The organism is Agrobacterium deltaense RV3, assembly GCF_900013505.1.
GTDB classification, from domain to species: Bacteria; Pseudomonadota; Alphaproteobacteria; order Rhizobiales; family Rhizobiaceae; genus Agrobacterium; species Agrobacterium leguminum.
Map to the genome: position 1 here is coordinate 60239 of NZ_LT009746.1, position 21632 is coordinate 81870.

Consider the following 21632-nt stretch of genomic DNA (forward strand, 5'->3'; position numbering starts at 1 on the left):
GAGCTTGCGCATTGCAGCCTGCCCTGCGGCCTCAAACCGGAGGGCAGGCTGTCGATTACTTGAGCTTGCCCTGCAGCTCATCCTTGATCTGCTCCACGGCGTCGGTGCTGCTCATGAAACCCTGAATGGCAGGGGCGATGACGTTGAGAGCGGCGTCATAGGCGGGCGAAGCGACCCCGGTTATGGTGGTCTTCGGATCGAACACCGCCGCTTCCGCCAGCGAGGCATAGGTGGCATTCGGCTGCATCGCCTTGTATTCGCTGCTTTCGGTGATGGACTTGTAAGCCGGAATATGCCCGGCATCGGCCCAGCTGATGGCGTGTTTTTCCATCCAGCCGATCACCTTCATTACCGCAGCGCGTTTTTCGCCGGAGACCGTTTTATCGCCTTCATTCGGAATGGCGAAAGCATGGGAATCCGCCCAGGTGGCGCGCTTGCCCATCAGCGGCGGCACTTCCACCGCACTCCATTTGAAGCCGAGCTTGCCGTTCTTTTCCAGATCCTTGTAGGTCGGAACTTCCCAGACGCCGTTCAGCTGGAACGCGGATTTGCCGGCGGAAAACAACGCCACCGAGGCTTCATATTCCGCCTGTTCCGGGGCCCAGCCGTTTTCCCGCCATCTGGACATGGTCTCGATGGCCTTTGCCGCCTTTTCGGCATTGTCGCCGGCCAGAACCTCTTTTTCAGTGACGAGTTCGCCGCCCTGTTGCGACAGCAGCGTATAAAAGACGCGCCACACCCCGCCTTCGCCACCCGATTGATAGGTGATCGGCGTCTCAACGCCATTGTCCTTCGCCCAGGCCAGCGCCTTCTCGAAATCCTCGATCGTCTTGATGCCGGTCAGCTTGCCCTCGGCGTCGAGATAGGGCGAGCCTTTGAGAAGATCGGCGTTGTAATAAAGGACAAGCGCGTGGATATCGAAGGGCACGGCGTAGAGTTTGCCGTTCTGGGTGGCCGCATCCACGGGTGCGCTGAAGAAGTCTCCAGCCTTCAGCCCCGCATCCTCGAGATCCTTTTCGGTGATTTCGCTCAGCACTTTTTCTTCAAGGCCAAGCGGCGCGCGTGACAGGTGATAGGTCATGATATCCGGCCCCTCACCCACCGCAGAGGCCGTGCGCACCTTGGTATAAAAGGGTACGCCCCATTCGAGCGTCGTTCCCTTGATCTGGATGTCGGGGTGTTCCTTGTTGAAGGCATCGATCAACGCCTTCATGCGCACGCCGTCACCGCCCGACAGAAAGTCCCACCAGACGATATCCTGCTTCGCGAGAGCCGGCAGGGCGCTGAGACCCAGAGCCGCACCAACAAGCAATGTCTTGATCAGTCGCATCGTTCACTCCTCCCGTTTGATCGAACATCCCGTTGAGGGATGGTTTGCTGTTTCGAAAGACGCCTCCTCGCGCCTATCGCAACCGTCTGCCGTCATCGTCGAAGACAAGGACATGGTCGGGCGAGGCGGTAAGCGATACCGACCGGCCATCCAGCCTTTCCCGCGTGCCCTGCCGCTGCACGATGATTTCTTTCCCGGCTCCGGTGCGGGTATAGAGGTAGGAAAGATCGCCAAGCTCTTCCGCGACCTCGACGACGACCGGCAGGGCGCCCTGTTCCGCAATCGTCAGATGCTCCGGCCGAATTCCGATCTCGACCCGCTGGCCGGGGGAAACGGACTGGGCAAGCCGGGCCCTGAGATGCCCCGCCCCGCCCTCGGGCGCGAGCGTCACGATGCCATCCGCCTGGGAGACGATATCGGCCCGCAGGAAATTCATCGCGGGCGATCCGATAAAACCGGCCACGAAGCGGTTGTCCGGATCGTCGTAAAGGGTAAGCGGCGCCCCCGCCTGCTGCACGATGCCGCCCTTCAGCACGAAAATCCTGTCCGCAAGCGTCATGGCCTCCACCTGGTCATGCGTGACATAGATCATCGTCGCGCCCAGCTTGCGGTGAAGCCGGGTCAGTTCCAGCCGCATCTGCACCCGCAGTTCGGCGTCCAGATTGGACAGCGGCTCATCGAACAGGAAGACCTTCGGCTGCCGCACGATGGCGCGGCCGATGGCCACGCGCTGCCTCTGGCCGCCGGAAAGCTGCGAGGGCCGTTTGTGCAGATGCTCCTCAAGCTGGAGGATGCGCGCGGCCTCGCCCACCCTCTCCGTCACTTCCGCCTTCGGTCGGCGGGCAAGACGCAGGCTGAACGCCATGTTCTCGAACACCGTCAGATGCGGATAGAGCGCATAGTTCTGGAACACCATCGCAACCCCGCGATCCGCCGGTTCGACCGCAGTGACATCACGCTCATCGATGGCGATGCGCCCGCCGCTGGTTTCCTCAAGGCCGGCGATCATGCGCAACAGGGTGGATTTTCCGCAGCCGGAAGGCCCCACGAAGACCGCGAAGCTGCCGGCTGGAATTTCCATCGAAACATCCCGGATCGCCGCGAAGGATCCGAAGGACTTGGCGACATTGTTGAGACGGACACCCATGGCCGCCTCACTGAACCTTCAGCCGCAGCACATGATAGGACAGCGCCGGCACCGAACCCTTCAACGCCCCGTCCTCCACGGCGACGCCGCTGCCCGGCACCGGCACAACGCGATCCGGCTGATCCGGGCCGTTGCCGAGACGCAGATCATATCCCGCCATGGCAAGATGCAGGCTGAGAGTGGCGGATGAATAGCCGGTGAGGCTGACATCGATCTCCGCCGCTTCTGTCAGATGGCGGTTGAGCACGAACAGCGTCACGACGCCTTCCGCTTCGTCATAAACACCGGCAACATCGAGATATTTGACGTCGTCGGCCGCGTTGCAATCGTAAGTCGGGCAATCGACGGCGACGTTCAGCGCGACGCCACGGCCATAAAGCGAAGCGAACTGATAGGGATAATAGATCGTCTGCCGCCATGCAGGCCCGTTCTTTTCCGCCCGGATGGGGGCGATGACATTGACGAGCTGGGCGATGCAGGCAATGCGCACGCGGTCCGAACGGCGGATGAACTCGTTGAGCAGACCGGCGACAAAAAGCGCATCTTCGAAGTTGTATGTCTCTTCCAGAAGTGCAGGCGCTTCCGGCCAGTCCCAGCTCTTGATGCGTTTGCCGTCTTCTTCGCGGATATGATACCAGACGTTCCATTCGTCGAAGCAGATGGAAACCTCGTTCTTGGCGCGCTTCTTGGCCTTCACGTAATCGATGACGCCGGCGATCGTCTGGATATAGCGCCCGGTTTCCTCGATCTTGCCGAAATAATTCAGCGTGTCGCGGCTGTTATTGCCGAAATATTTGTGCAGCGAGATGTGGTCGACATTCTCATAGCACTCCTCCAGCACCTCGCGCTCCCATTCGGGATAGGTCGGCATGCCGTCATTGGAGCTGCCGCAGACAATCGCCTCAATCGTCGGATCGAAACCCTTGAAGGCCTTGGCGGTTTCATTGGCCAGCCGGCCATATTCCACCGCCGTCTTGTGACCGATCTGCCAGGGACCGTCCATTTCGTTGCCGAGGCACCACATTTTCACGCCGTGGGGCTTTTCCGCGCCGTGGCTGCGGCGCAGATCGCTGAGCGTGGTGCCGCCCGGAAAATTCACATATTCGAGGAAATTGCGGGCATCATCCAGACCACGGGAACCGAGATTGACGGCGAGCATCATCTCGATGCCGGCCATCTGCGCCCAGTCGGCGAATTCGTTGATGCCGATCTGGTTGGTTTCCCTGGAGCGCCATGCGAGATCGAGACGAATGGGGCGCTGGTCGCGCGGCCCAATGCCGTCTTCCCAGCGATAGGCGGAAACGAAGTTGCCGCCGGGATAACGGATGGCCGGAATTTTCAGGTCTTGCACGAATTTCAGAACGTCCCTGCGAAAGCCGTTCGCGTCCGCCTGCGGATGGCCGGGCTCATAGATGCCGCCATAGATGGCACGCCCCATATGTTCGATGAAGGCGGAATAAAGACGATCGTCGATACGCCCAATCCGGAAGTCCCGGTGGACTGAAACCCGCGCTTTCATAAGGCTCTCCTCCCTGCGCATTTATATCTTAAAATACGATATGAACCATATTTGATAATATAGTTGCCGAGGGAATCCGCGCCTGTCAACCGCGAAAATCATACTTTTGAAAATTGGCTGGATCAGCCTGCGGTGCGCAGGCGCAGAACGATGTCCTGATCGTAATTCCCGAAGCCGCGGCCAAAGATATTCAGCCCGCCCGGATGTTTTGCATCGGCCTTGACCTCGATGCGCAGGCGGATGGAACGGTGGCTGGTCAGATCGATATCCGCCAGCGTCACATCCGAAATCCGGGTTCCGTCGACATAGGTTCCCTGCGCGGTGATGCGCCAGGTCTTGAGCATGCCATATTGGGAACCGGAGAGCTTCCACCAGTCCGGCGTAAACGCACCGCGCTTGTCGCCGAAGTCGCCGGGCGAGGTCCAGACGCCGATTTCCCGGCCGTTGACGGATAGCGTAATATCGGACGGCCAGTTGCTGTGCGTTCCCGGCACTTCAGAGCTGACCTCCATCGAAAACTCGATTTCTTCGACTTCCCGGCCTTGAATCTTGGCATTATTGGGAAACTGATATTCCACGAAGCCGGAGGTCAACCATAGCAGCGCCGCCTTCATGCGGTCCGGATCCATGAATGTATCGGGCACATCGAGAAGGCCGATGATGCCCTCCGGCGAGCAAATGCCGCAGGGCGCGGTTACCGAACTTTGGGTGTAGAGACCGAGCGGCATAGCGACCGCGATGTAATTTGATGCGGCCGGCGCCTCGGGTTTTCGGAAGGAAACAATCAGTTCGTCACAGGTGGCGAAACAGATTTTCTGGTTGCCCTTGCGCGCCTTGCGCGTTTCGGTTCGCAGCAGCCCCGCTTCCTCGAGAACGGCCACGCCGGCGGAAACGGTGGACTGGGGAAGCTCCAGTCTCTGCGCAATTTCGTTGACGTTGAGGCCGCTCGCCTCATGCAGCAACTTCAATATCTGCACGCGGATCAGCGACGCCGCCGCTTTCAGGACATCGAATTCTTTTTCAGCATCAACGAGGAGGAAATTGGGCGCCATATTCTAATCTTCAGATTTACCGATCCAGATCAGAATTTCTGGCTTAAATGCCATGCACTTGTCCAGTGCTGTTTGTCATGCTGGTGCTTTTGAAAGGCGTGAAGCGCCATTCACCCCCGTCACTTCACAAAAAAGAGCACCGCCACACGGTCTCGATACCGCGCGGCGGTGCCCGTTTCGTCGTCAGCCGCGCTTGCGCAGGGTCCGCGTGCCGGTGTCGACGAGGTTTTGCGCCGCTTCATCCACGCTGGCGCGGCCGAAGGCGAGCGAATCGGCAATGGGGCGCATCACGCCGCGGTCGAACTCGTTGGCGCCGATCGGCGCGGGTTCCGGATAGGAATCGAGCTTGCCCGACAGGCTTTCGATATAATCCACCGTCTTGCGCTCGGTCTCGTTGAGGCTCGGCAACAAAGCCTCGCGCACGACCTTGGCCGGCGGCACGCCACGCTCGACGCCCAGCACCTTGCCGGCTTCCAGATCGTTGACGAAGAAGTTGATGAATTTCGCCGCCGCTTCCGCATTGGTCGAGGTGGACGAAATGGACCAGATGAGGCCCGGCCGGTAATAATGCCCGGTCGGCTTGCCCGGCCCCTCACCCGGCAGCATGCCGATGGACAGCGTTTGTTTATTGAGCTTCTGATAACCGACAAGCTGGTTGGAATAAGCAAAGCCGATAGCCGAATTGCCAAGCGTCAGGGCGTTGGATTCGATGGTATTGTCGTCACGCGTCTGGATATCGGCGGAAACGCAGAGCTTGTTCTCGCGCAGATCCTCCCAATAGGCGAACCATTCCTTCGCATCTTCCTTGTTGAAGCCGATGGTGCCGTCCTGAAACAGCAGCTTGCCGCGCTGGCGCAGCCAGACATCGAAAACATAATGATAACGCGCGCCATAGGGCACCGCCCAATAATTCCGTTTTGCCGGACCGTTCTTCTTGAAATCGCGCGCCAGTTCCGAGAGCGCCTTCCAGGTAATCTGGTCCTGCGGCACGGAAACGCCGGCTTCCTTCAGCGTGTCGGCATCATACATCATGCAGAAGGAATTCAGCCCGAGGCCGACGCCGTAAAGCTTGCCATCGATGCGGCAGAGATCGACCTCGCTTTTGCCGAAGGTGGAAAGATCGAGCGACTTGCCGACGAACTGGTCCAGCTCCATGCAGGCGCCACGGCCGGAATAATCGGCGATGGTGGAAGGTTCGAGCTGGAAGATATCGGCGACGTTGCGCCCCGCCATCGATGTCGCAAGCTTGGTCCAGTAATCGGAGCCGGCGATCATTTCGCCGCTGATTTCCGTTTGCGGGTTAGCCTTCTGGTAAAGGGCGATCACGTCGTTGGTGCGCTTGCTGCGGTCGGCCGATCCCCACCATACGCAGCGAAGCCGGGTCTCAGCCGCGGCCGCGCGAAAACCGCCCCCCACTGCACCAAGACCGACCACGCCGAGACCGGCCAGCGCCGCCGTCACCAAAAATCCACGTCTGTCGATAGTTTGCATCTGCTCCTCCCGCGTTTTGCAAATTTTTCATTGAGTATTAAAATTCTTGCAAATTTTCCTTGTTTGCAATATTTGCATCATATCAGAATTTTTTGCAAGCGCAGGAGACGATATGAACGATACGCCCGACATCAGCCGCCCGCGCCAGTCGGATATCGCCCAGCGCGCCGGCGTTTCCATCAGCACCGTCTCGCGCGTTCTTGCGGGAGAAAAAGGTATCAGCGCGTCGATCCAGACCAAGGTTCTGGGGGTGGCCGCGGAGCTCGGTTATCCGTTGCGACCGGTCGCGAACCAGACCGGCGGCGTGCCGCTGGAGGGCAAGAAAATCCTCGCACTCATGTCCGCCGAAAGGGCGACCGGCGATATCGGCGCTTTTTATCACGATATTTTCGACATGCTGCGCAGCCTTGCCCAGACCGACAGTTTCGAACTCGACATCCGGCTTTTGCACCAGAAACAGGTGGATGACGCGCTGACCCAGCGGGTCTGCGAGGTGGACGGCCTTCTCGCCATCGGCCTCGATCCCGAGGATGAAATCATCCACCGCATCACGCAGGGTGTGCTGCAACCGGTTCTGGTCAACAGCGCCGATCCTTCGATGATGCTGGATTGCGTCTCCCCTTCCAATTTTTACGGCGGCGCGCTGGCGGCGCGGCGGCTGCTGGAACTCGGCCACCGCAAGGTCGCCTATATCGGCCCGCATCATCGCCACACCATAAGGGAGCGTATGCGGGGTTTCCGCCACACGATCCTCGAGGAAGAGGGAACGACCTATGAGGAGTTTCTGCTTTCGACGGCGGATAGCGGCTTCGGACAGGCGGGCGATGCCGTTCGCCAGCTATTGGCCAAAAACCCCGAACTCACCGGCATTTTCTGCATGAATGACGCGATTGCGCTCGGCGCGCTGGGGGCGGCGCAGGAACTTGGCCTCGCAGTGCCGGACGATCTTTCCATTATCGGCTTCGACGACCTGCCCTTTGCCGAACTCTCCACCCCCCGTCTCAGCACGATCCGCGTCGACCGTCGCGAAATCGCCCGCGAGGCGGTGGAACTGATGCGCCGCCGGCTGACGGAACCCTCCGCCAATGCCCGCCAGGTACAACTTGGCGTGCAGCTGGTGGAAGGGCAGACGGCCGGCAAGGCGAAAAAGACGGGAAAGGCGGCACGCGATGCATGACACCATGAATAAGCCCACCATGGCCAGATTCAATCCGCTGCACGGCAATCCGCTCAAAAGTCGCGCCGATGTCCGACGAGCGCTGGATGACAGTTTTGCGCCGCTTCTTCCCTATTTTTCGCCGGGCGGCGCAAGAGTGACGCTCAGCGGCGCCGCCGCGCATTTCGACCGGGCGGCGGCCGATCTGGAAGGTTTTGCCCGGCCGCTCTGGGGCATCGCACCGCTTGCGCTGAGCGGCGATCATTTCGACCACTGGCCGCTTCTGGCGCGGGGAATAGCCAACGGCACCGACCCTTCCCATCCCGAATATTGGGGCGACGTGCGCCAAAGGGATCAGCGGCTGGTGGAGCTTGCCGCGCTTGGTTTTGCGCTGCGGCTTGCGCCGCAGCACCTGTGGGAACCGCTCTCCGACGCGCAGAAAGACAATGTGCGCCGCTATCTGCTGACGGCGCGCGAGCGCAATTACGCCGACAATAACTGGAAGTTTTTCCGGGTGATGGTCGATATGGCGCTGGATCATCTTGGCATCGATTTCGACCGCAGCCTGACCCAGACATTCCAGAAGGAACTGGATGAATTCTATATCGCCGACGGCTGGTATCGCGATGGCAATTACCGCCGCATCGACCATTACATCGCCTTTGCCATGCATTTTTACGGCCTGATCTACGCGAAACTCAGCAAGCCTGACGATGCCTACGCCGCACGCTACCGGGAACGGGCGCGCCTCTTTGCCGGCGATTTCGCCAGCTGGTTCGATGAGGATGGCGGCACGCTCGCCTTCGGCCGCTCAATGACCTACCGCTTCGCCTGCGGCGGCTTCTGGGCCGGTCTCGCTTTTGCCGATGAGGAGGCGCTGCCCTGGGGCGAGATCAAGGGGCTTTATCTGCAACATCTGCGCTGGTGGGCGAAAAACCCGATTGCCGACCGCGACGGCGTGCTTTCCATTGGCTACGCCTATCCGCAGCTCACCATGTCGGAAAGCTATAATTCAGCGGGCTCGCCCTATTGGGCCTTCAAGGCCTTCCTGCCGCTCGCCCTGCCGGAAAGCCATCCCTTCTGGCAGGCAGAGGAAAAGCAGCCCGAAACATCGGCAAAACCAAAGCCACTCATTCATCCCGGCATGGTGATGATGCGGACCAGCGGCAACATCACGGCGCTTTGCAGCGGGCAGGAAAACCTCTCCATGCGCGGCGGACCGGAGAAATATGCCAAATTCGCCTATTCCTCCCGTTACGGTTTCGGCGTCGAAGTGGATGAGCGCGGTTTCAGGACCAACGGTTTCGACAATATGCTGGCCTTCTCCGAAGATGGCCTGCATTACCGCGTGCGCGAAACCAACGAGAAGGTTCTGCTGGCCGGGGAAAGCCTGCGGGCGACATGGAAGCCGTTCCCGGATGTGGCGGTTGAAACGACGCTGGTTGCGGCTGGCGGCTGGCATATCAGGCTGCACCGGATCACCTCTGCCCGCGCCCTTTCGGTGACGGAAGGCGGCTTCGCGATCAACCGCAACGACGGCGACCGCGATGCCGTGCGCGAAGAGACCGGCCGGGCGACCGCCGATTGCGGCACAGACATATCCGCCATCGTCGATCTCGGTTCGAGCGTTACCCGCCACGGCGTGGCACTGAAGGCGCTGCCCAACACCAATCTCATCAACGCCAAGACCACGGTGCCGCAACTGCGGGGCGAGATTCCGGCGGGCGAAACCCTGCTTGCCTGCGCGGTCTTTGCCGGGGTGACCGGGCCAGAAAGCGAAACAGCGCTGGCGACAGTTCCGGCACTTCCGGATATGGAGGCGCTCGACCGCCTGTTTACGGAACGGGGCGTTCCGGTCAGCAGCATGGCGGCAACGGGAGAGCCGCAATGACGAGCCCGCTTCCGCGTCTCAGTCTTGCCATGGACCCGGAGCGAACCCAGCATGTGCTGACACCGCAGGCGCTCGAAAGGCTGTCACAGAGCGTCGATATTCTCGACACGGGGCGGATCTGCGATTTCCACGCCGCTTCCGTGAAGGAGCAGCTGGCGAGGACGGATATTCTTCTGACCGGCTGGGGCTGTCCGGATATCGGCGCGCGGGAGCTGGCGCTGATGCCGCGCCTCAGGCTGATTTCCCATGCCGCCGGCACGGTCAAATATTTCCTGTCGCAAGCGGTGTTCGATCGTGGCGTTACCGTGTGCAGCGCGGCGGAGGCGAATGCACAGCCGGTCGCCGAATTTTCTCTGGCGATGATCCTGCTCGCCGGCAAGCGCACCTTCCGCTTCCGACGCCTTTATCTGGAGCATCGCGACCGCGCCCCTGTCGAGCTGTTACAGGCGCAGGCCATCGGCAATCTCGGCCTGACGGTCGGCATCGTCGGCGCATCGCGCATCGGACGTCGCGTCATCAATCTGTTGCAGCCCTTCGATCTCAACCTCATCCTTTTCGATCCGCTTCTAAGCGCTGCGGAGGCGGAAAAGCTCGGCGTGCAGCTTGTGTCGCTCGAGGAGCTGATGGCGGTGAGCGATGTCATTTCGCTGCATGCACCCTCCCTGCCGCAGACGCGGCATATGATCGGTGCGGCAGCGCTTGCCCGCATGAAGGACGGCGCGACCCTGATCAATACGGCGCGCGGCGCACTGGTGGATGAAAACGCGCTTCTGGCCGAACTGAAAACCGGACGCATCGAAGCCGTCATCGACGTGACCGACCCGGAAGTGCCGCCGCCGGATTCACCCTTTTACAGCCTGCCGAACGTGTTCCTGACACCGCATATCGCCGGCGCCACCGGGCTTGAACGCGCAAGGCTCGGCGACATGGCGATTGCCGAAATCGAACGCTTCTGCCGCGCGGCACCCTTGCAACAGCAGGTGCGGCCGGAACATCTGGAACTGATCGCATGAGATTTTTCGAGCCGGGCCTCTGCTCCGTCACCTTTCGCTCCCTGTCGCCACAGGCAGTCATCGAGCTTGCCGCCGCAAACGGCATCAGGTCCATCGAATGGGGCGCGGATATCCATGTACCGCCCGGCGATCTCGAAAATGCAAGGGATGTTGCGGCGCGGACGGCGGAAGCCGGCCTCTCCGTCTCCTCCTACGGCTCCTATATCTTTGCGCCGGATTTTGCGCCGGAAGATGTGACCGCCGTGCTCGAAACCGCAAAGGCCCTCGGCACCGGCCATATCCGCATCTGGCCCGGCAGCCGCAGACGCCCATCTGCCGATTACTCCCCCGGAGAACGCCGCGCGGCAACGGAAGCGCTGGCGACAATCGCCCGCCGGGCGCACGACCATGGCATCACAATCGGCCTCGAATATCACCCCAACTCCCTGACGGACACCCTGCCCTCGGCCCTGCAACTCATGCAGGATTTGCCGATGCCCAACCTGTTTTTCTACTGGCAACCCGCCCCCGGCCTGCCCCTGGAAGACGCACTCGCGGAAATATCCGCACTCGGCCCACGCATCTGCCATCTCCACGTCTTCGCCTGGCTCGCCGACACCAGCCGCCTGCCGCTTCACGAACACGTGGATTATTGGCGGGCGTGCGTAAATGCATTGCCGGAGAGCGAATGGACGAAACCGGCCTATGCGATGCTGGAATTCGTCAGGGGCGATGACATCGGCCAGTTTGGGGAAGATGCGGCGACGCTAAGCAAGATACTCGCTGGCCACAGAGCGGCAGATTAGCGCACGATCGAAACCTCGCGCGCGACGTCATCCTCGGCCCTGTGCCGGGGATCTAATCACGTTGAACAAAATCAATACGTTGCAGATCCTCGGGACAAGCCCGAGGATGACGAACGCAAGCTTTGCGGACTTCGTTAGCCGCCCTATGGTGAGACGGATCACCCACTCGTTCTCATATCCGCCGCCCATCCGCCCCGAAGAGATGCGTCTTAGAAAGATCGAACGCAAAGGGAATGGTCTCGCCGATGCGGATATGGCGCTGGCCGTCCAGCAGCACGGTGGCGGGCTGGCCGTCGGGGGTCGCGGTGTAGACCACCGTTGAGCCGCCGAGATGTTCGACGAGCTGGATGGAGGCCTCACCCAGAGAGGCGGATTGCACCTGCGGGTTCACATGTTCCGGGCGCACGCCGAAGGTGAGCGGTTCGCCCTGTTGCGCGGCGACCGGTTTTTCCAGCACGATGCGCTGGCCGGCCACTTCGATGGTGCGGTTGGAACTGTCGCCTGAAGCCACTTTCGCGGAGAGGAAATTCATCTTCGGCGAGCCGATGAAACCGGCGACGAACTGGTTGGAGGGGTTGTTGTAGAGATCGAGCGGGCGGCCGACCTGCATGATGCGGCCGTCGCGCAGCACGACGATCTTGTCGGCCATGGTCATGGCTTCCACCTGGTCGTGCGTTACATAGATCATGGTGCTGCCGAGCGTCTGGTGCAGCTTGGCGATTTCGACGCGCATCTGCACGCGCAGTTCCGCATCGAGGTTGGATAAGGGCTCGTCGAACAGGAAGATTTTCGGTTCGCGCACGATGGCGCGGCCGATGGCGACGCGCTGGCGCTGGCCGCCGGAAAGCGCCTTCGGCTTGCGCTGCAAAAGCGGGCCGATCTGCAGGATATCGGCGGCCTTCTGCACCCGCGCCTGGACTTCCGGTTTCTTGTAACCCGCCGTCTCCAGCCCGAACGCAAGGTTCTTGTAGACGCTCATATGCGGATAGAGCGCATAGGACTGGAAGACCATGGCGATGCCGCGCTTGGAGGCGGCGGTTTCGTTCACCCTTTCGCCATCGATACGCAGGTCGCCTTCGGAGATTTCCTCAAGCCCCGCGATCATGCGCAGAAGCGTGGATTTGCCGCAGCCCGAGGGGCCGACGAAAACGGTGAACTCGCCCGGCTCAATCTTGAGATCGATGCCGTGAACGACCGGAAAAGCGCCGAACCGCTTGACGATTTTTTCGAGCGTAATGCTGCTTGCCATGCTGTTTCTCCCGACTGTCGCGCCGCATGCAGGGCGGCAGCGACAGTGTTGATTGTCTTAAAATGCGTTCCCGATGCGGGTTCTGTTCAGCGTTTCATTCCGGTGGTGGCGATGCCTTCGATCAGCAGCCGCTGGAAGAACAGGAAGAACAGGAAGACCGGCACCAGCGACAGGTTGGACATGGCGAAAAGCGAGGTCCAGTCCGAGCTGCCGGTGGAATCCACGAAGGATCTGAGGCCGAGCTGCACGGTGTAGGTGTTGATGTCGTTCAGATAAATCAGCGGACCGAAGAAATCGTCCCATGTCCAGATGAAGGAAAAGATCGCGGCCGTCGCCAGAACCGGCAGCGACAGGGGCAACATGATCTTCCAGTAGATGCGGAAGGGCGAGCAGCCATCCATGACAGCCGCCTCGTCCAGTTCACGCGGGATACCGCGAAAGAACTGCACCATCAGGAAGATAAAAAAGGCGTCCGTCGCGAGATACTTCGGCACGATCAGCGGCAGCGAGGTGTTCACCCAGCCCATTTCCAGAAACAGGATATATTGGGGAATGAGCACGACGTGATAGGGGAGCATGAGCGTGCCGAGCATCAGCGCGAACCAGAAATTGCGCCCGCCGAAACGCAGCCGGGCAAAAGCGAAGGCGGCGAGCGAGCAGCCGACCACGTTTCCTATGGTGGCCAGCACCGAGATGAAGAAGGAGTTCCAGAAGAACTGTCCGAAGCTCACCTGCAGCCCGGTCCAGCCGCGAATATAACCGCCGACATCCACCGCCGAGGGAATGAGCGAGGAAGAGCCGAACAGCTCGTCCTGCGGCCGGAAGGAACCCGATATCATCCACAGGATCGGATAGAGCATCGCGAAGGACGCGATGATCAGCGCCGTGTGGAGCATCACCGATTTCAGCGGCGAACGTTGCGGGCCCTGGCCCGGCCGGGGGGCGGTAACAGCATCAGTCATCGTAGTGCACCCAGTATTTCGCGCTGAGGAACGAGAAGGCCGTGAACAGCGAGATGATGATCACCAAAATCCAGGCAAGCGCCGAGGCATAACCCATGCGGAAGAAACCGAAGGCTTCCTGGTAGAGATAAAGCGTGTAGAACAGCGTCGAGTTGATCGGACCGCCGGTGCCTTCGGAAATGATGAAGGCCGGTGTGAAGGCCTTGAAGGCATCGATGGTCTGGATCACGGCGTTGAAGAAGATCACCGGCGTCAGGAGCGGCAGGGTAATGCGGAAGAACTGCCGCACCTTGCTTGCACCGTCGATTTCGGCGGCTTCATACATATCCTGCGGGATTTGTCTCAGACCCGCGAGGAAGATGATCATCGGCGAACCGAACTGCCAGACGGACAGGATGACCAGCGTGTAGATCGAATAATCCGGATTGGAAATCCAGCTTGGTCCTTCATAACCGAAGGCCTGCCAGAGGATCATGTTGACGAGACCGTCAGAGGCGAAAAGCTGGCGCCAGAGCACGGCAATCGCGACGCTCGAACCGAGCAGCGACGGCAAGTAGAAGATCGCCCGATAGAGCGTCAGCCCCTTGATGCCGCGGTTGAAGGCGAGCGCGACCAAAAGCGCGAAGATCAGCTTCAGCGGCACCGACAGCAGCACATAGGTAAAGGTGACCTGCATGGCTGCGGCGAATTTCGGATCGGCCGTGGCGATGCGCACATAGTTTGCCGCCCCCACCCAGTCCGGCGACTGCAACAGGTCGTAATTCGTGAAAGACAGGTAAAGCGAGGCGAGCGCGGGACCGAGGGTGAGGCCGAAAAAGCCAATCAGCCAGGGCAGCAGAAACAGGTAGGCGTGAATGTTGCGGTCGAAAATCCGCTTCACGCCGCCCCGCTTCGGGAGAGCCGCGCCACGGCTCTCCCCCACAAGAGTTTCAGATCGAAAGGCCATAAACCATCACTTCCGTTTGATAACGGTTTCGGATTCCTTGACGAGGCGGTCACCGCCCTCTTCCGGCGTGATCTTGCCGAAGCCGATTTCCTCCGCCGTGCGTTTGAGGACGAAGGCGAATTCGCCGGCACCCGGAGGCGGCGCCGGCGGCAGATCGCCGACGCCGGGGGTAATCTCGGCAATATAGTCCACCATCGTCTTGCTCACCTCGTCGAGCTTGCTGCTCAACTGGCTACGCATGGATTCCGAGGCCGGAACGCCGCGCTCGACGCCGAGAATATCGATGCCCTGCGGTTCGGCCACAAGGAAGTTGATGAAACCGACGGCCTGCTCGATGCCGGCGCTGCCATTGGCGACGCTGATAAGCATGGAGGGTTTCAGATAATGGCCGGAAGGGCCATCCTTGGTGCTCTTCGGATAGGAGCTTATGGCAAGCTTGGACTTGTTGAGCTTCTGATAACCGACGAACTGGTTGGAATGGGCGAATGCGGTTGCCGCCTTGCCCGTCGTCAAAGGGTTCGTTTCGATGTTAAGCTGGTCGAGCGCCTGCACATCGGCCGGCACACAGGCGCCGCTCTTACGCAGATCCGCCCACAAAGTGAACCACTTGGTCGCATCGGCAGGATCGAAGCCGATGCCGCCATCCTGCGTGTAAAGCGACTTGCCGTTCTGGCGCAGCCAGTTCTCGAAGCTCGGCTCCACGCCGCTGGCATCCGCCGTGGCGTAATAACCCGGCTTCGGCTTGTTCTTGCTGAGCTTGGCGGCATTTTCGGCAAACTCCTCCCAGGTCTGGCCGATCGCCGGCGGTGTCGCACCGGATTTTTCCCAGGCCGCCTTGTCGAAGAAGACGGCGCTGGAATTGACGCCGAGATTGATGCCGTAAAGCTTGCCATCGACCCGGCCGGAATCGATGTTCATCTTGCCGAAATCCTCGATCTTCAGGCCCTTGCCGATATATTCATCGAGGGGTGCCAACGCGCCGCGACGACCATATTCGAAGATGTAACGATAATCCATCTGAATCAGGTCAGGCGCGTTGCGGCCCGCCACCTGCGTGGCAAGGCGCGGCCAATAATCACTCCAGCCTGCGAATTCACCGGCAATATCGAGATCCGGCTTGACCTGCTTATAGGCTGCTATCGCCTTGTTGGTGCGGTCGGCGCGTTCCTGCGACCCCCACCACAACATGCGAAGGCGCGCGGCCTGGGCCTGCGCTGAACCACCTCCCAGTGTTGCAAGCGACAGGGCCGCAAGCCCCGCTGAAAGCACACCTCTCCTCTGAAGCATCACGGGCATTGGCAACTCCTCCCTATTGACTGCCAATTGATGATGAACGTAAACGACACTTGCCGTTTTATAACTAATTGGTTACATGGGAACACTGATCGCAAACATTGTCAAGCGGGTGCTGAAATGGAAGAAACGACAAAAAACCAGCCGTCCGATCCTGCTCCCGATGCGGCCATGGAGAAAACGCCGTCACCCAAGCGCAAACGCGCGACGACACAGGTGCGAAACCCGGAAAGAACGCGCGCCGCCATTCTCGAAGCCGCCCGCCGCGAGGTGGCCGCCAAGGGGCTGGCAGGGGCGCGAATCGATGTCGTCGCCCGGCGCGCCGGCACCAACAAGCGGATGATCTACCATTATTTCGGCGACAAGGATGCGCTTTATCTCGCCGTTCTGGAAGACGCCTACCGCCATATCCGCCATACCGAGAGACGGCTTGACCTGGCCCGCAAGGCCCCTTCGGAGGGCTTGCGGGAGCTTGCGCTTTTCACCTGGCACTATTTCCTCGACCATCCCGAATTCCTGAGCATTCTCGCCACGGAAAACCTCAATAAAGCCCGCTATCTCAGGCAATCTCCGGCAATTACGGCGATGCATTCGAATTTCATTTCAGAGCTGGAAGACGTGCTGCGGCGCGGCAGCGACGCGGGCGAATTTCGTGACGGTCTCGATCCGATCGACGTCTATCTGACCATCGCTTCGCTCGGCGCCTTTTATCTTTCCAACCGGTTCACGCTGTCGACGATCTTCCAGCGCGACCTGACAGACCCCGCCGAGCTGGAACGCTGGGGCCAGCATATCGTCGACACCCTGCTTGCTGCAGTGCGGCCGGTCTGAGCCGGCCGAACTGAATTCCTCTTTAACAACAGCGACGACGCGCCATTCGCATCCGCGAAGCGCGTCGTTTTCTTTTGCGGCGCGGTGGAAACACAAAAACGCAACGGTCGTCAGACCATGAATTTTTCCTGTCAAAAACACCTTGACAGATCGCATCCTTCACGACCACAAATAACCAAATGGTTACAAATTGCCATGTTTGACGGAAGCGGCTTTCGAGAAGAGGCCGCCTTGGGAGGAAATTCATGAAACGTATCGGCGTCATCATGCACGGCATCACCGGCCGCATGGGTTACAACCAGCATCTCGTGCGCTCCGTTCTCGCCATTCGCGATCAGGGCGGCGTGCTGTTGAAGAACGGCGAAAGGGTCATGCTCGACCCCATTCTGGTCGGCCGCAACGGCGCAAAGATCGAGGAAATCGCCAAAAAGCACAATGTCGCGCGCTGGACGACCGACATCGACGCCGCATTGGCAAACCCCGATGATACGCTGTTCTTCGATGCCGGCACGACGCAGATGCGCGGCAGCCTGCTGGAGAAAGCCATCAAGGCGGGCAAGAACGTCTATTGCGAAAAGCCGATTTCCGACACGATGGAAGAGGCGCTGGCGATTGCGCGGCTTGCCGAAAGCGCCAGCATCAAACATGGCGTTGTGCAGGACAAGCTGTTCCTGCCCGGCCTTCGCAAGCTCGCCATGCTGCGCGACAGCGGCTTTTTCGGGAAAATCCTCTCGGTGCGCGGCGAGTTCGGTTACTGGGTTTTCGAAGGCGACTGGCAGCCGGCGCAGCGCCCTTCTTGGAATTACCGTCTGAAAGATGGCGGCGGCATCATTCTCGATATGCTGTGCCACTGGCGTTATGTGCTCGACAACCTGTTCGGGCCGGTGAAATCCGTCAGCTGCCTCGGCGCGACCCATATTCCGGAACGTTTCGATGAACAGGGCAAAGCCTATAAGGCGGATGCCGACGATGCCGCCTATGCCACCTTCGAGCTGGAAGGCGGCGTCATCGCCCACATCAACTCTTCCTGGGCAGTGCGTGTGCGCCGCGACGACCTCGTGACCTTCCAGGTGGACGGCACCCATGGTTCGGCAGTAGCGGGCCTGACAAAATGCTTTACCCAGCACCGCACCAACACACCGAAGCCGGTATGGAACCCCGACCAGCCGCAGACCATCGATTTCTACAAGACCTGGCAGGAGGTGCCGGACAATGTCGTCTATGACAACGGCTTCAAGGCTCAATGGGAAATGTTCGTTCGCCACTTGGTGAACAACGATCCGTGGCCCTATGGCCTCATGGAAGGCGTGAAGGGCGTGCAGCTTGCGGAGCTTGGACTGAAATCGTGGAAGGAACGCCGCTGGCTCGACGTTCCCGCCCTTTCCTGAGGAGGCGACGGTGAGCGAACTCAAGCTTCCGAAGGACGACCGCAGCATTGAAGTCTACAGACTATCAGGCACGCCGGTCGCGGTTGAAAAACGCAGTGCGGCGGATTTCAACCGCGTCGCCTTCGCCGCCGCCCATGTGGTGGCCGATCCCCTTGCCGATAACGACCCATGGCTGACGCCCGCCATCGACTGGGACGCGACGCTGCGTTTCCGTCACCGCCTGTGGGATCTCGGCCTCGGTGTTGCCGAGGCCATGGATACGGCCCAGCGCGGTATGGGGCTGGCGTGGCCGCAGGCGCAGGAACTGATTTCCCGTTCGCTGAAGGAGGCGGCCAATCGCAAGGATGCGCTGATTGCCTGCGGCGTCGGAACAGATCATTTGAATGGCGGCGGTTACGACCTAAACCAGATTGTCGACTCTTACCTGGAACAGCTTGATTTTGTTCAGGGAGAAGGCGGACGCGTAATCCTGATGGCGAGCCGTGCTCTGGCCGCTGCCGCCCGCTCGCCGGATGATTATCTCAAGGCTTATGCCAGGGTTTTATCCCATGCCGACCAGAAAGTGGTGATCCACTGGCTGGGCGAAATGTTCGACCCGGCGCTTGAGGGTTATTGGGGGGCTGGCGACCATATGGCGGCGATGGAAACCTGCCTTACCATGATCGAGGAGAATGCCGACAAGATTGATGGCATCAAGATTTCGCTTCTCTCCAAGGAAAAGGAAATCGTCATGCGCCGCCGCCTGCCCGCAGGCGTGCGCATGTATACCGGTGACGATTTCAACTATGCCGAACTGATCGCCGGTGACGAGAAGGGCCATTCGGATGCGCTGCTCGGCATTTTCGACGCCATAGCGCCTACGGCTTCGAAAGCGCTGGCCTGCCTGAAGCGCGGGGCGGACAACGAGTTCTTCGATATTCTGGAGCCGACGGTGGCGCTGTCGCGCCATATCTTCAAGGCCCCGACCCGCTTCTATAAGACCGGCGTGGTGTTCCTCGCCTATCTCAACGGGTTGCAGGACCACTTCACCATGGTCGGCGGGCAGGAAAGCACCCGCTCCACGCAGCATTTCGCTGAGCTTTTCCGGCTGGCGGACAGGGCCAATGTGCTCGCCGAGCCGGATCTGGCGACGCAGCGCATGAAGGCGTTTCTGGCCGTCCGTGGCATCGGGTGAAGCAAAACAAGGGGAGATACCGAGATGAGCCTTGAAGGCCTTTCCATCAATTTCGCCACCGTGCGTCAGGGCGGAGACTTCGGCGCGATCGTCGATGCCTGCCTCGCGCACGGCATAACCGCCATCTCGCCCTGGCGTGAGCAGGTGCATGGCGTTGGTCTTACGGAAGCCGCCCGCATTGTCGAGCATAACGGCCTGCGCCTCAGCGGCCATTGCCGGGGCGGCTTCTTCCCTGCGCCCAATGCGGAAGGCCGCCGCCTCGCCATCGAGGACAATAAACGCGCCGTCGATGAGGCAGCCGCCATGAAGGCCGATTGCCTCGTGCTGGTCGTAGGCGGCCTGCCCGCCGGCTCACGCGACCTGAAGGGCGCGCGGCAGATGGTGGAGGACGGCATGGCCGAGCTTCTTCCCTATGCGCGGGCTGCCGGCGTGCCGCTCGCCATCGAGCCGCTGCACCCCTTTTATGCCGCCGACCGCGCCTGCTTCAACACGTTGAAACAGTCGCTCGATCTCTGCGACAGGCTGGGTGCCGGCACCGGTGTCGCCATCGATGTCTACCACGTCTGGTGGGATCCGGAACTGGAAGAACAGGTGGCGCGCGCCGGCAGGAACGGGCAAATTCTCGCCCACCATATCTGCGACTGGCTGGTGCCGACCACCGATCCGCTCAACGATCGCGGCATGATGGGCGACGGCGTGATTGACCTCAAGGCATTTCGCGCCATGATCGAGGCCGCCGGCTTCCACGGCCCGCAGGAAGTGGAAATCTTTTCGCATCGCTGGCAGGCGCGCCCGATGGACGAGGTCCTCGCCACCGTGGTCGAGCGTTTCAAGACTGTTTGTTGATTATCCGGGAGAGAGACGATGCCTGAAAAGGTGAAACGCAAACGCTATGCACTGGTCGGCACCGGCAATCGCGGCACCACCATGTGGGGCCGCGAATTGCTGGCCGGCTGGAGCGACTATGTCGAACTGGTCGGCATTTGCGACCTGAACCTCATGCGCGCCGAACGCGCCCGCGCCATGATGGGATCGAGCGCGCCGCTTTACGACGATTTCGACCGGATGATGGAGGAGCAGCGACCCGAACTGGTGATCGTCTGCACACCCGATGACACACATGACGACATCATCATCCGGGCGCTCGAAGGCGGGGCCGATGTCATCAGCGAAAAGCCCATGACCACCACCCCGGAAAAGATCGACCGTATTCGCGCGGCGGAGGCCAAAAGCGGCCGCCGTGTCGACGTCTCCTTCAATTACCGTTTCTCTCCCACCGCTGCCCGCATCAAGGAGCTGATCGACGAAGGCGCCATCGGCACCGTCACCTCGGTCGATTTCCACTGGTATCTGGATAACCAGCACGGCGCAGATTATTTCCGCCGCTGGCATGCCTTCACCGAACATTCCGGCAGCCTGTTCGTGCACAAGGCCACCCACCATTTCGATCTCTTGAACTGGTATCTCGATTCCGATCCCGTGGAGGTGAAGGGCTTCGGGCAATTGCTGCATTACGGAAAGAACGGTCCGTTCCGCGGAACGCGCTGTCGCACCTGTCCGCACAAGAACGAGTGCGATTATTTCATGGATCTCGGCGCCGATCCGTTTCTCGATGCGCTTTATGAAGACCCTTCGACGGTGGACGGTTATGTGCGCGATGCCTGCGTCTTCCGCGAGGAGATCGACATTCCCGATACGATGAGCGCCTCGATTCGTTATGCCAGCGGCGTGCAGGTCTCCTATTCGCTCAACACCTATATGCCGATCGAGGGCCATCACATCGCCTTCAACGGCCATAAGGGCCGCATCGAGATGCGCCAGTATGAAAAGCAGCCCTGGACGGAACCGCCGGCCGATGAAATCCTGCTGGTGAAAAGTTTCGGCGGTGGCGTCGAACATATCTGGGTGCCACATGAGCCGGGCGGCCATTATGGCGGCGACAACCGCATGCGCGACATGATCTTCAAGCCCGGCTCCAACGACCGGCTGCGGCAGCGGGCGGGTTCGCGCGCCGGCGCCATGTCCGTCCTGACAGGGGTGGCGGCGCTGAAAAGCGCCCGTGAAGGCGGCACGGCAGCGGTGAAATCGCTGCCGGTTTAACCGCCTTCGTCTGCGGCCCATCGACAACTGGGCCGCAGATGGCAATTGCCAAAAAAGAACGGACGATATTCCACAGATTACGCGCTTCTTCCATACCGGTAAAATGGTCGCCGGGGGAAGAAAGAGTGAGTCATGTCCAGTTTTGAATCCTTCGTTCCGCTCATAATCATCGGCCTCAGCCTCGTCGTATTTTTCAAATGGGTGGGGCGAGATATGAACCGGGAAGAGAAAAAGCCGCGTTCCCGCCGCTGACGGAGGAAAAGCGCGCCCGCGCGGTGTGGAAACGGAACCCGCGCCTTTTCCCC

Annotated in this window: 18 protein-coding genes; 9 read left to right on the top strand and 9 right to left on the bottom strand. The window is 60.4% G+C overall.

Going from position 1 to position 21632, the window contains the following annotated elements; translation table 11 throughout:
- Window positions 1-55: 55 nt before the first annotated feature.
- The 5 genes from AGR7B_RS14710 to AGR7B_RS14730 all read right to left on the bottom strand — a co-directional run bounded on the left by AGR7B_RS14710 (window position 56) and on the right by AGR7B_RS14730 (window position 6539).
- Window positions 56-1330 carry an extracellular solute-binding protein gene (locus AGR7B_RS14710; protein WP_080857159.1) on the bottom strand — a complete coding sequence of 425 codons (1275 nt, stop codon included), beginning with the start codon at window positions 1328-1330 and terminating at the stop codon, window positions 56-58.
- A 73-nt stretch (window positions 1331-1403) separates the two neighbouring features.
- A complete protein-coding gene (locus tag AGR7B_RS14715) occupies window positions 1404-2477 on the bottom strand; it encodes an ABC transporter ATP-binding protein (RefSeq protein ID WP_080820842.1) in 1074 nt (357 codons plus the stop codon).
- Window positions 2478-2484: 7 nt separating this feature from the next.
- On the bottom strand, window positions 2485-3996 hold the full coding sequence (gene arfA, locus AGR7B_RS14720) for an arabinosylfuranosidase ArfA (RefSeq protein ID WP_080854735.1): 1512 nt from the start codon (window positions 3994-3996) through the stop codon (window positions 2485-2487).
- 122 nt (window positions 3997-4118) lie between these two features.
- Window positions 4119-5048 carry an ArsR/SmtB family transcription factor gene (locus tag AGR7B_RS14725; RefSeq protein WP_065656073.1) on the bottom strand — a complete coding sequence of 310 codons (930 nt, stop codon included), beginning with the start codon at window positions 5046-5048 and terminating at the stop codon, window positions 4119-4121.
- 183 nt (window positions 5049-5231) lie between these two features.
- Window positions 5232-6539, bottom strand: coding sequence for an ABC transporter substrate-binding protein (locus AGR7B_RS14730; RefSeq protein WP_065656074.1), 1308 nt, complete (start codon window positions 6537-6539; stop codon window positions 5232-5234).
- Between the two features lie 112 nt (window positions 6540-6651).
- On the opposite strand from AGR7B_RS14730, the gene AGR7B_RS14735 reads away from it, so the two are divergent.
- From AGR7B_RS14735 to AGR7B_RS14750, 4 genes are read left to right on the top strand one after another with little or no spacing between them, the layout of a single operon-like run.
- Entirely contained in the window at window positions 6652-7716 is a 1065-nt protein-coding gene (locus AGR7B_RS14735; RefSeq protein WP_080857160.1) for a LacI family DNA-binding transcriptional regulator, read from the top strand.
- Window positions 7709-9586 carry a DUF2264 domain-containing protein gene (locus AGR7B_RS14740; RefSeq protein ID WP_080857161.1) on the top strand — a complete coding sequence of 626 codons (1878 nt, stop codon included), beginning with the start codon at window positions 7709-7711 and terminating at the stop codon, window positions 9584-9586. Before AGR7B_RS14735 ends, AGR7B_RS14740 begins: the two co-directional genes overlap by 8 nt.
- Entirely contained in the window at window positions 9583-10599 is a 1017-nt protein-coding gene (locus AGR7B_RS14745) for a hydroxyacid dehydrogenase (RefSeq protein WP_080857162.1), read from the top strand. The genes AGR7B_RS14740 and AGR7B_RS14745 overlap by 4 nt, the downstream gene beginning before the upstream one ends.
- Window positions 10596-11384: a sugar phosphate isomerase/epimerase family protein gene (locus AGR7B_RS14750; protein ID WP_080857163.1), complete on the top strand. Its 789-nt coding sequence runs from the start codon at window positions 10596-10598 to the stop codon at window positions 11382-11384. Before AGR7B_RS14745 ends, AGR7B_RS14750 begins: the two co-directional genes overlap by 4 nt.
- A 172-nt stretch (window positions 11385-11556) precedes the next feature.
- On the opposite strand, the gene AGR7B_RS14755 is transcribed toward AGR7B_RS14750, so the two are convergent.
- From AGR7B_RS14755 to AGR7B_RS14770, 4 genes are all read right to left on the bottom strand, one after another.
- The gene (locus AGR7B_RS14755; protein ID WP_080857164.1) at window positions 11557-12633 is read right to left on the bottom strand and encodes an ABC transporter ATP-binding protein; all 1077 of its coding nucleotides are present in this window, start codon (window positions 12631-12633) and stop codon (window positions 11557-11559) included.
- Window positions 12634-12719: 86 nt separating this feature from the next.
- Window positions 12720-13595: a carbohydrate ABC transporter permease gene (locus tag AGR7B_RS14760; RefSeq protein WP_020809242.1), complete on the bottom strand. Its 876-nt coding sequence runs from the start codon at window positions 13593-13595 to the stop codon at window positions 12720-12722.
- Entirely contained in the window at window positions 13588-14541 is a 954-nt protein-coding gene (locus AGR7B_RS14765) for a carbohydrate ABC transporter permease (RefSeq protein WP_003520181.1), read from the bottom strand. Before AGR7B_RS14765 ends, AGR7B_RS14760 begins: the two co-directional genes overlap by 8 nt.
- A gap of 6 nt (window positions 14542-14547) precedes the next feature.
- Window positions 14548-15837: an ABC transporter substrate-binding protein gene (locus AGR7B_RS14770; protein ID WP_080857165.1), complete on the bottom strand. Its 1290-nt coding sequence runs from the start codon at window positions 15835-15837 to the stop codon at window positions 14548-14550.
- A 117-nt stretch (window positions 15838-15954) separates the two neighbouring features.
- Between AGR7B_RS14770 and AGR7B_RS14775 the strand changes: the two genes are divergently transcribed.
- The 5 genes from AGR7B_RS14775 (at window position 15955) to AGR7B_RS14795 (ending at window position 21327) form a co-directional block, all read left to right on the top strand.
- Entirely contained in the window at window positions 15955-16665 is a 711-nt protein-coding gene (locus AGR7B_RS14775; RefSeq protein WP_080857166.1) for a TetR/AcrR family transcriptional regulator, read from the top strand.
- 245 nt (window positions 16666-16910) lie between these two features.
- A complete protein-coding gene (locus AGR7B_RS14780) occupies window positions 16911-18053 on the top strand; it encodes a Gfo/Idh/MocA family protein (RefSeq protein ID WP_162934164.1) in 1143 nt (380 codons plus the stop codon).
- Window positions 18054-18063: 10 nt separating this feature from the next.
- The gene (locus tag AGR7B_RS14785) at window positions 18064-19227 is read left to right on the top strand and encodes a dihydrodipicolinate synthase family protein (RefSeq protein ID WP_080857167.1); all 1164 of its coding nucleotides are present in this window, start codon (window positions 18064-18066) and stop codon (window positions 19225-19227) included.
- Between the two features lie 24 nt (window positions 19228-19251).
- A complete protein-coding gene (locus AGR7B_RS14790; RefSeq protein WP_080857168.1) occupies window positions 19252-20073 on the top strand; it encodes a sugar phosphate isomerase/epimerase family protein in 822 nt (273 codons plus the stop codon).
- An 18-nt stretch (window positions 20074-20091) separates the two neighbouring features.
- Complete coding sequence (locus AGR7B_RS14795) at window positions 20092-21327, top strand: Gfo/Idh/MocA family protein (RefSeq protein WP_080857169.1); 1236 nt, start codon at window positions 20092-20094, stop codon at window positions 21325-21327.
- Window positions 21328-21632: the final 305 nt, after the last annotated feature.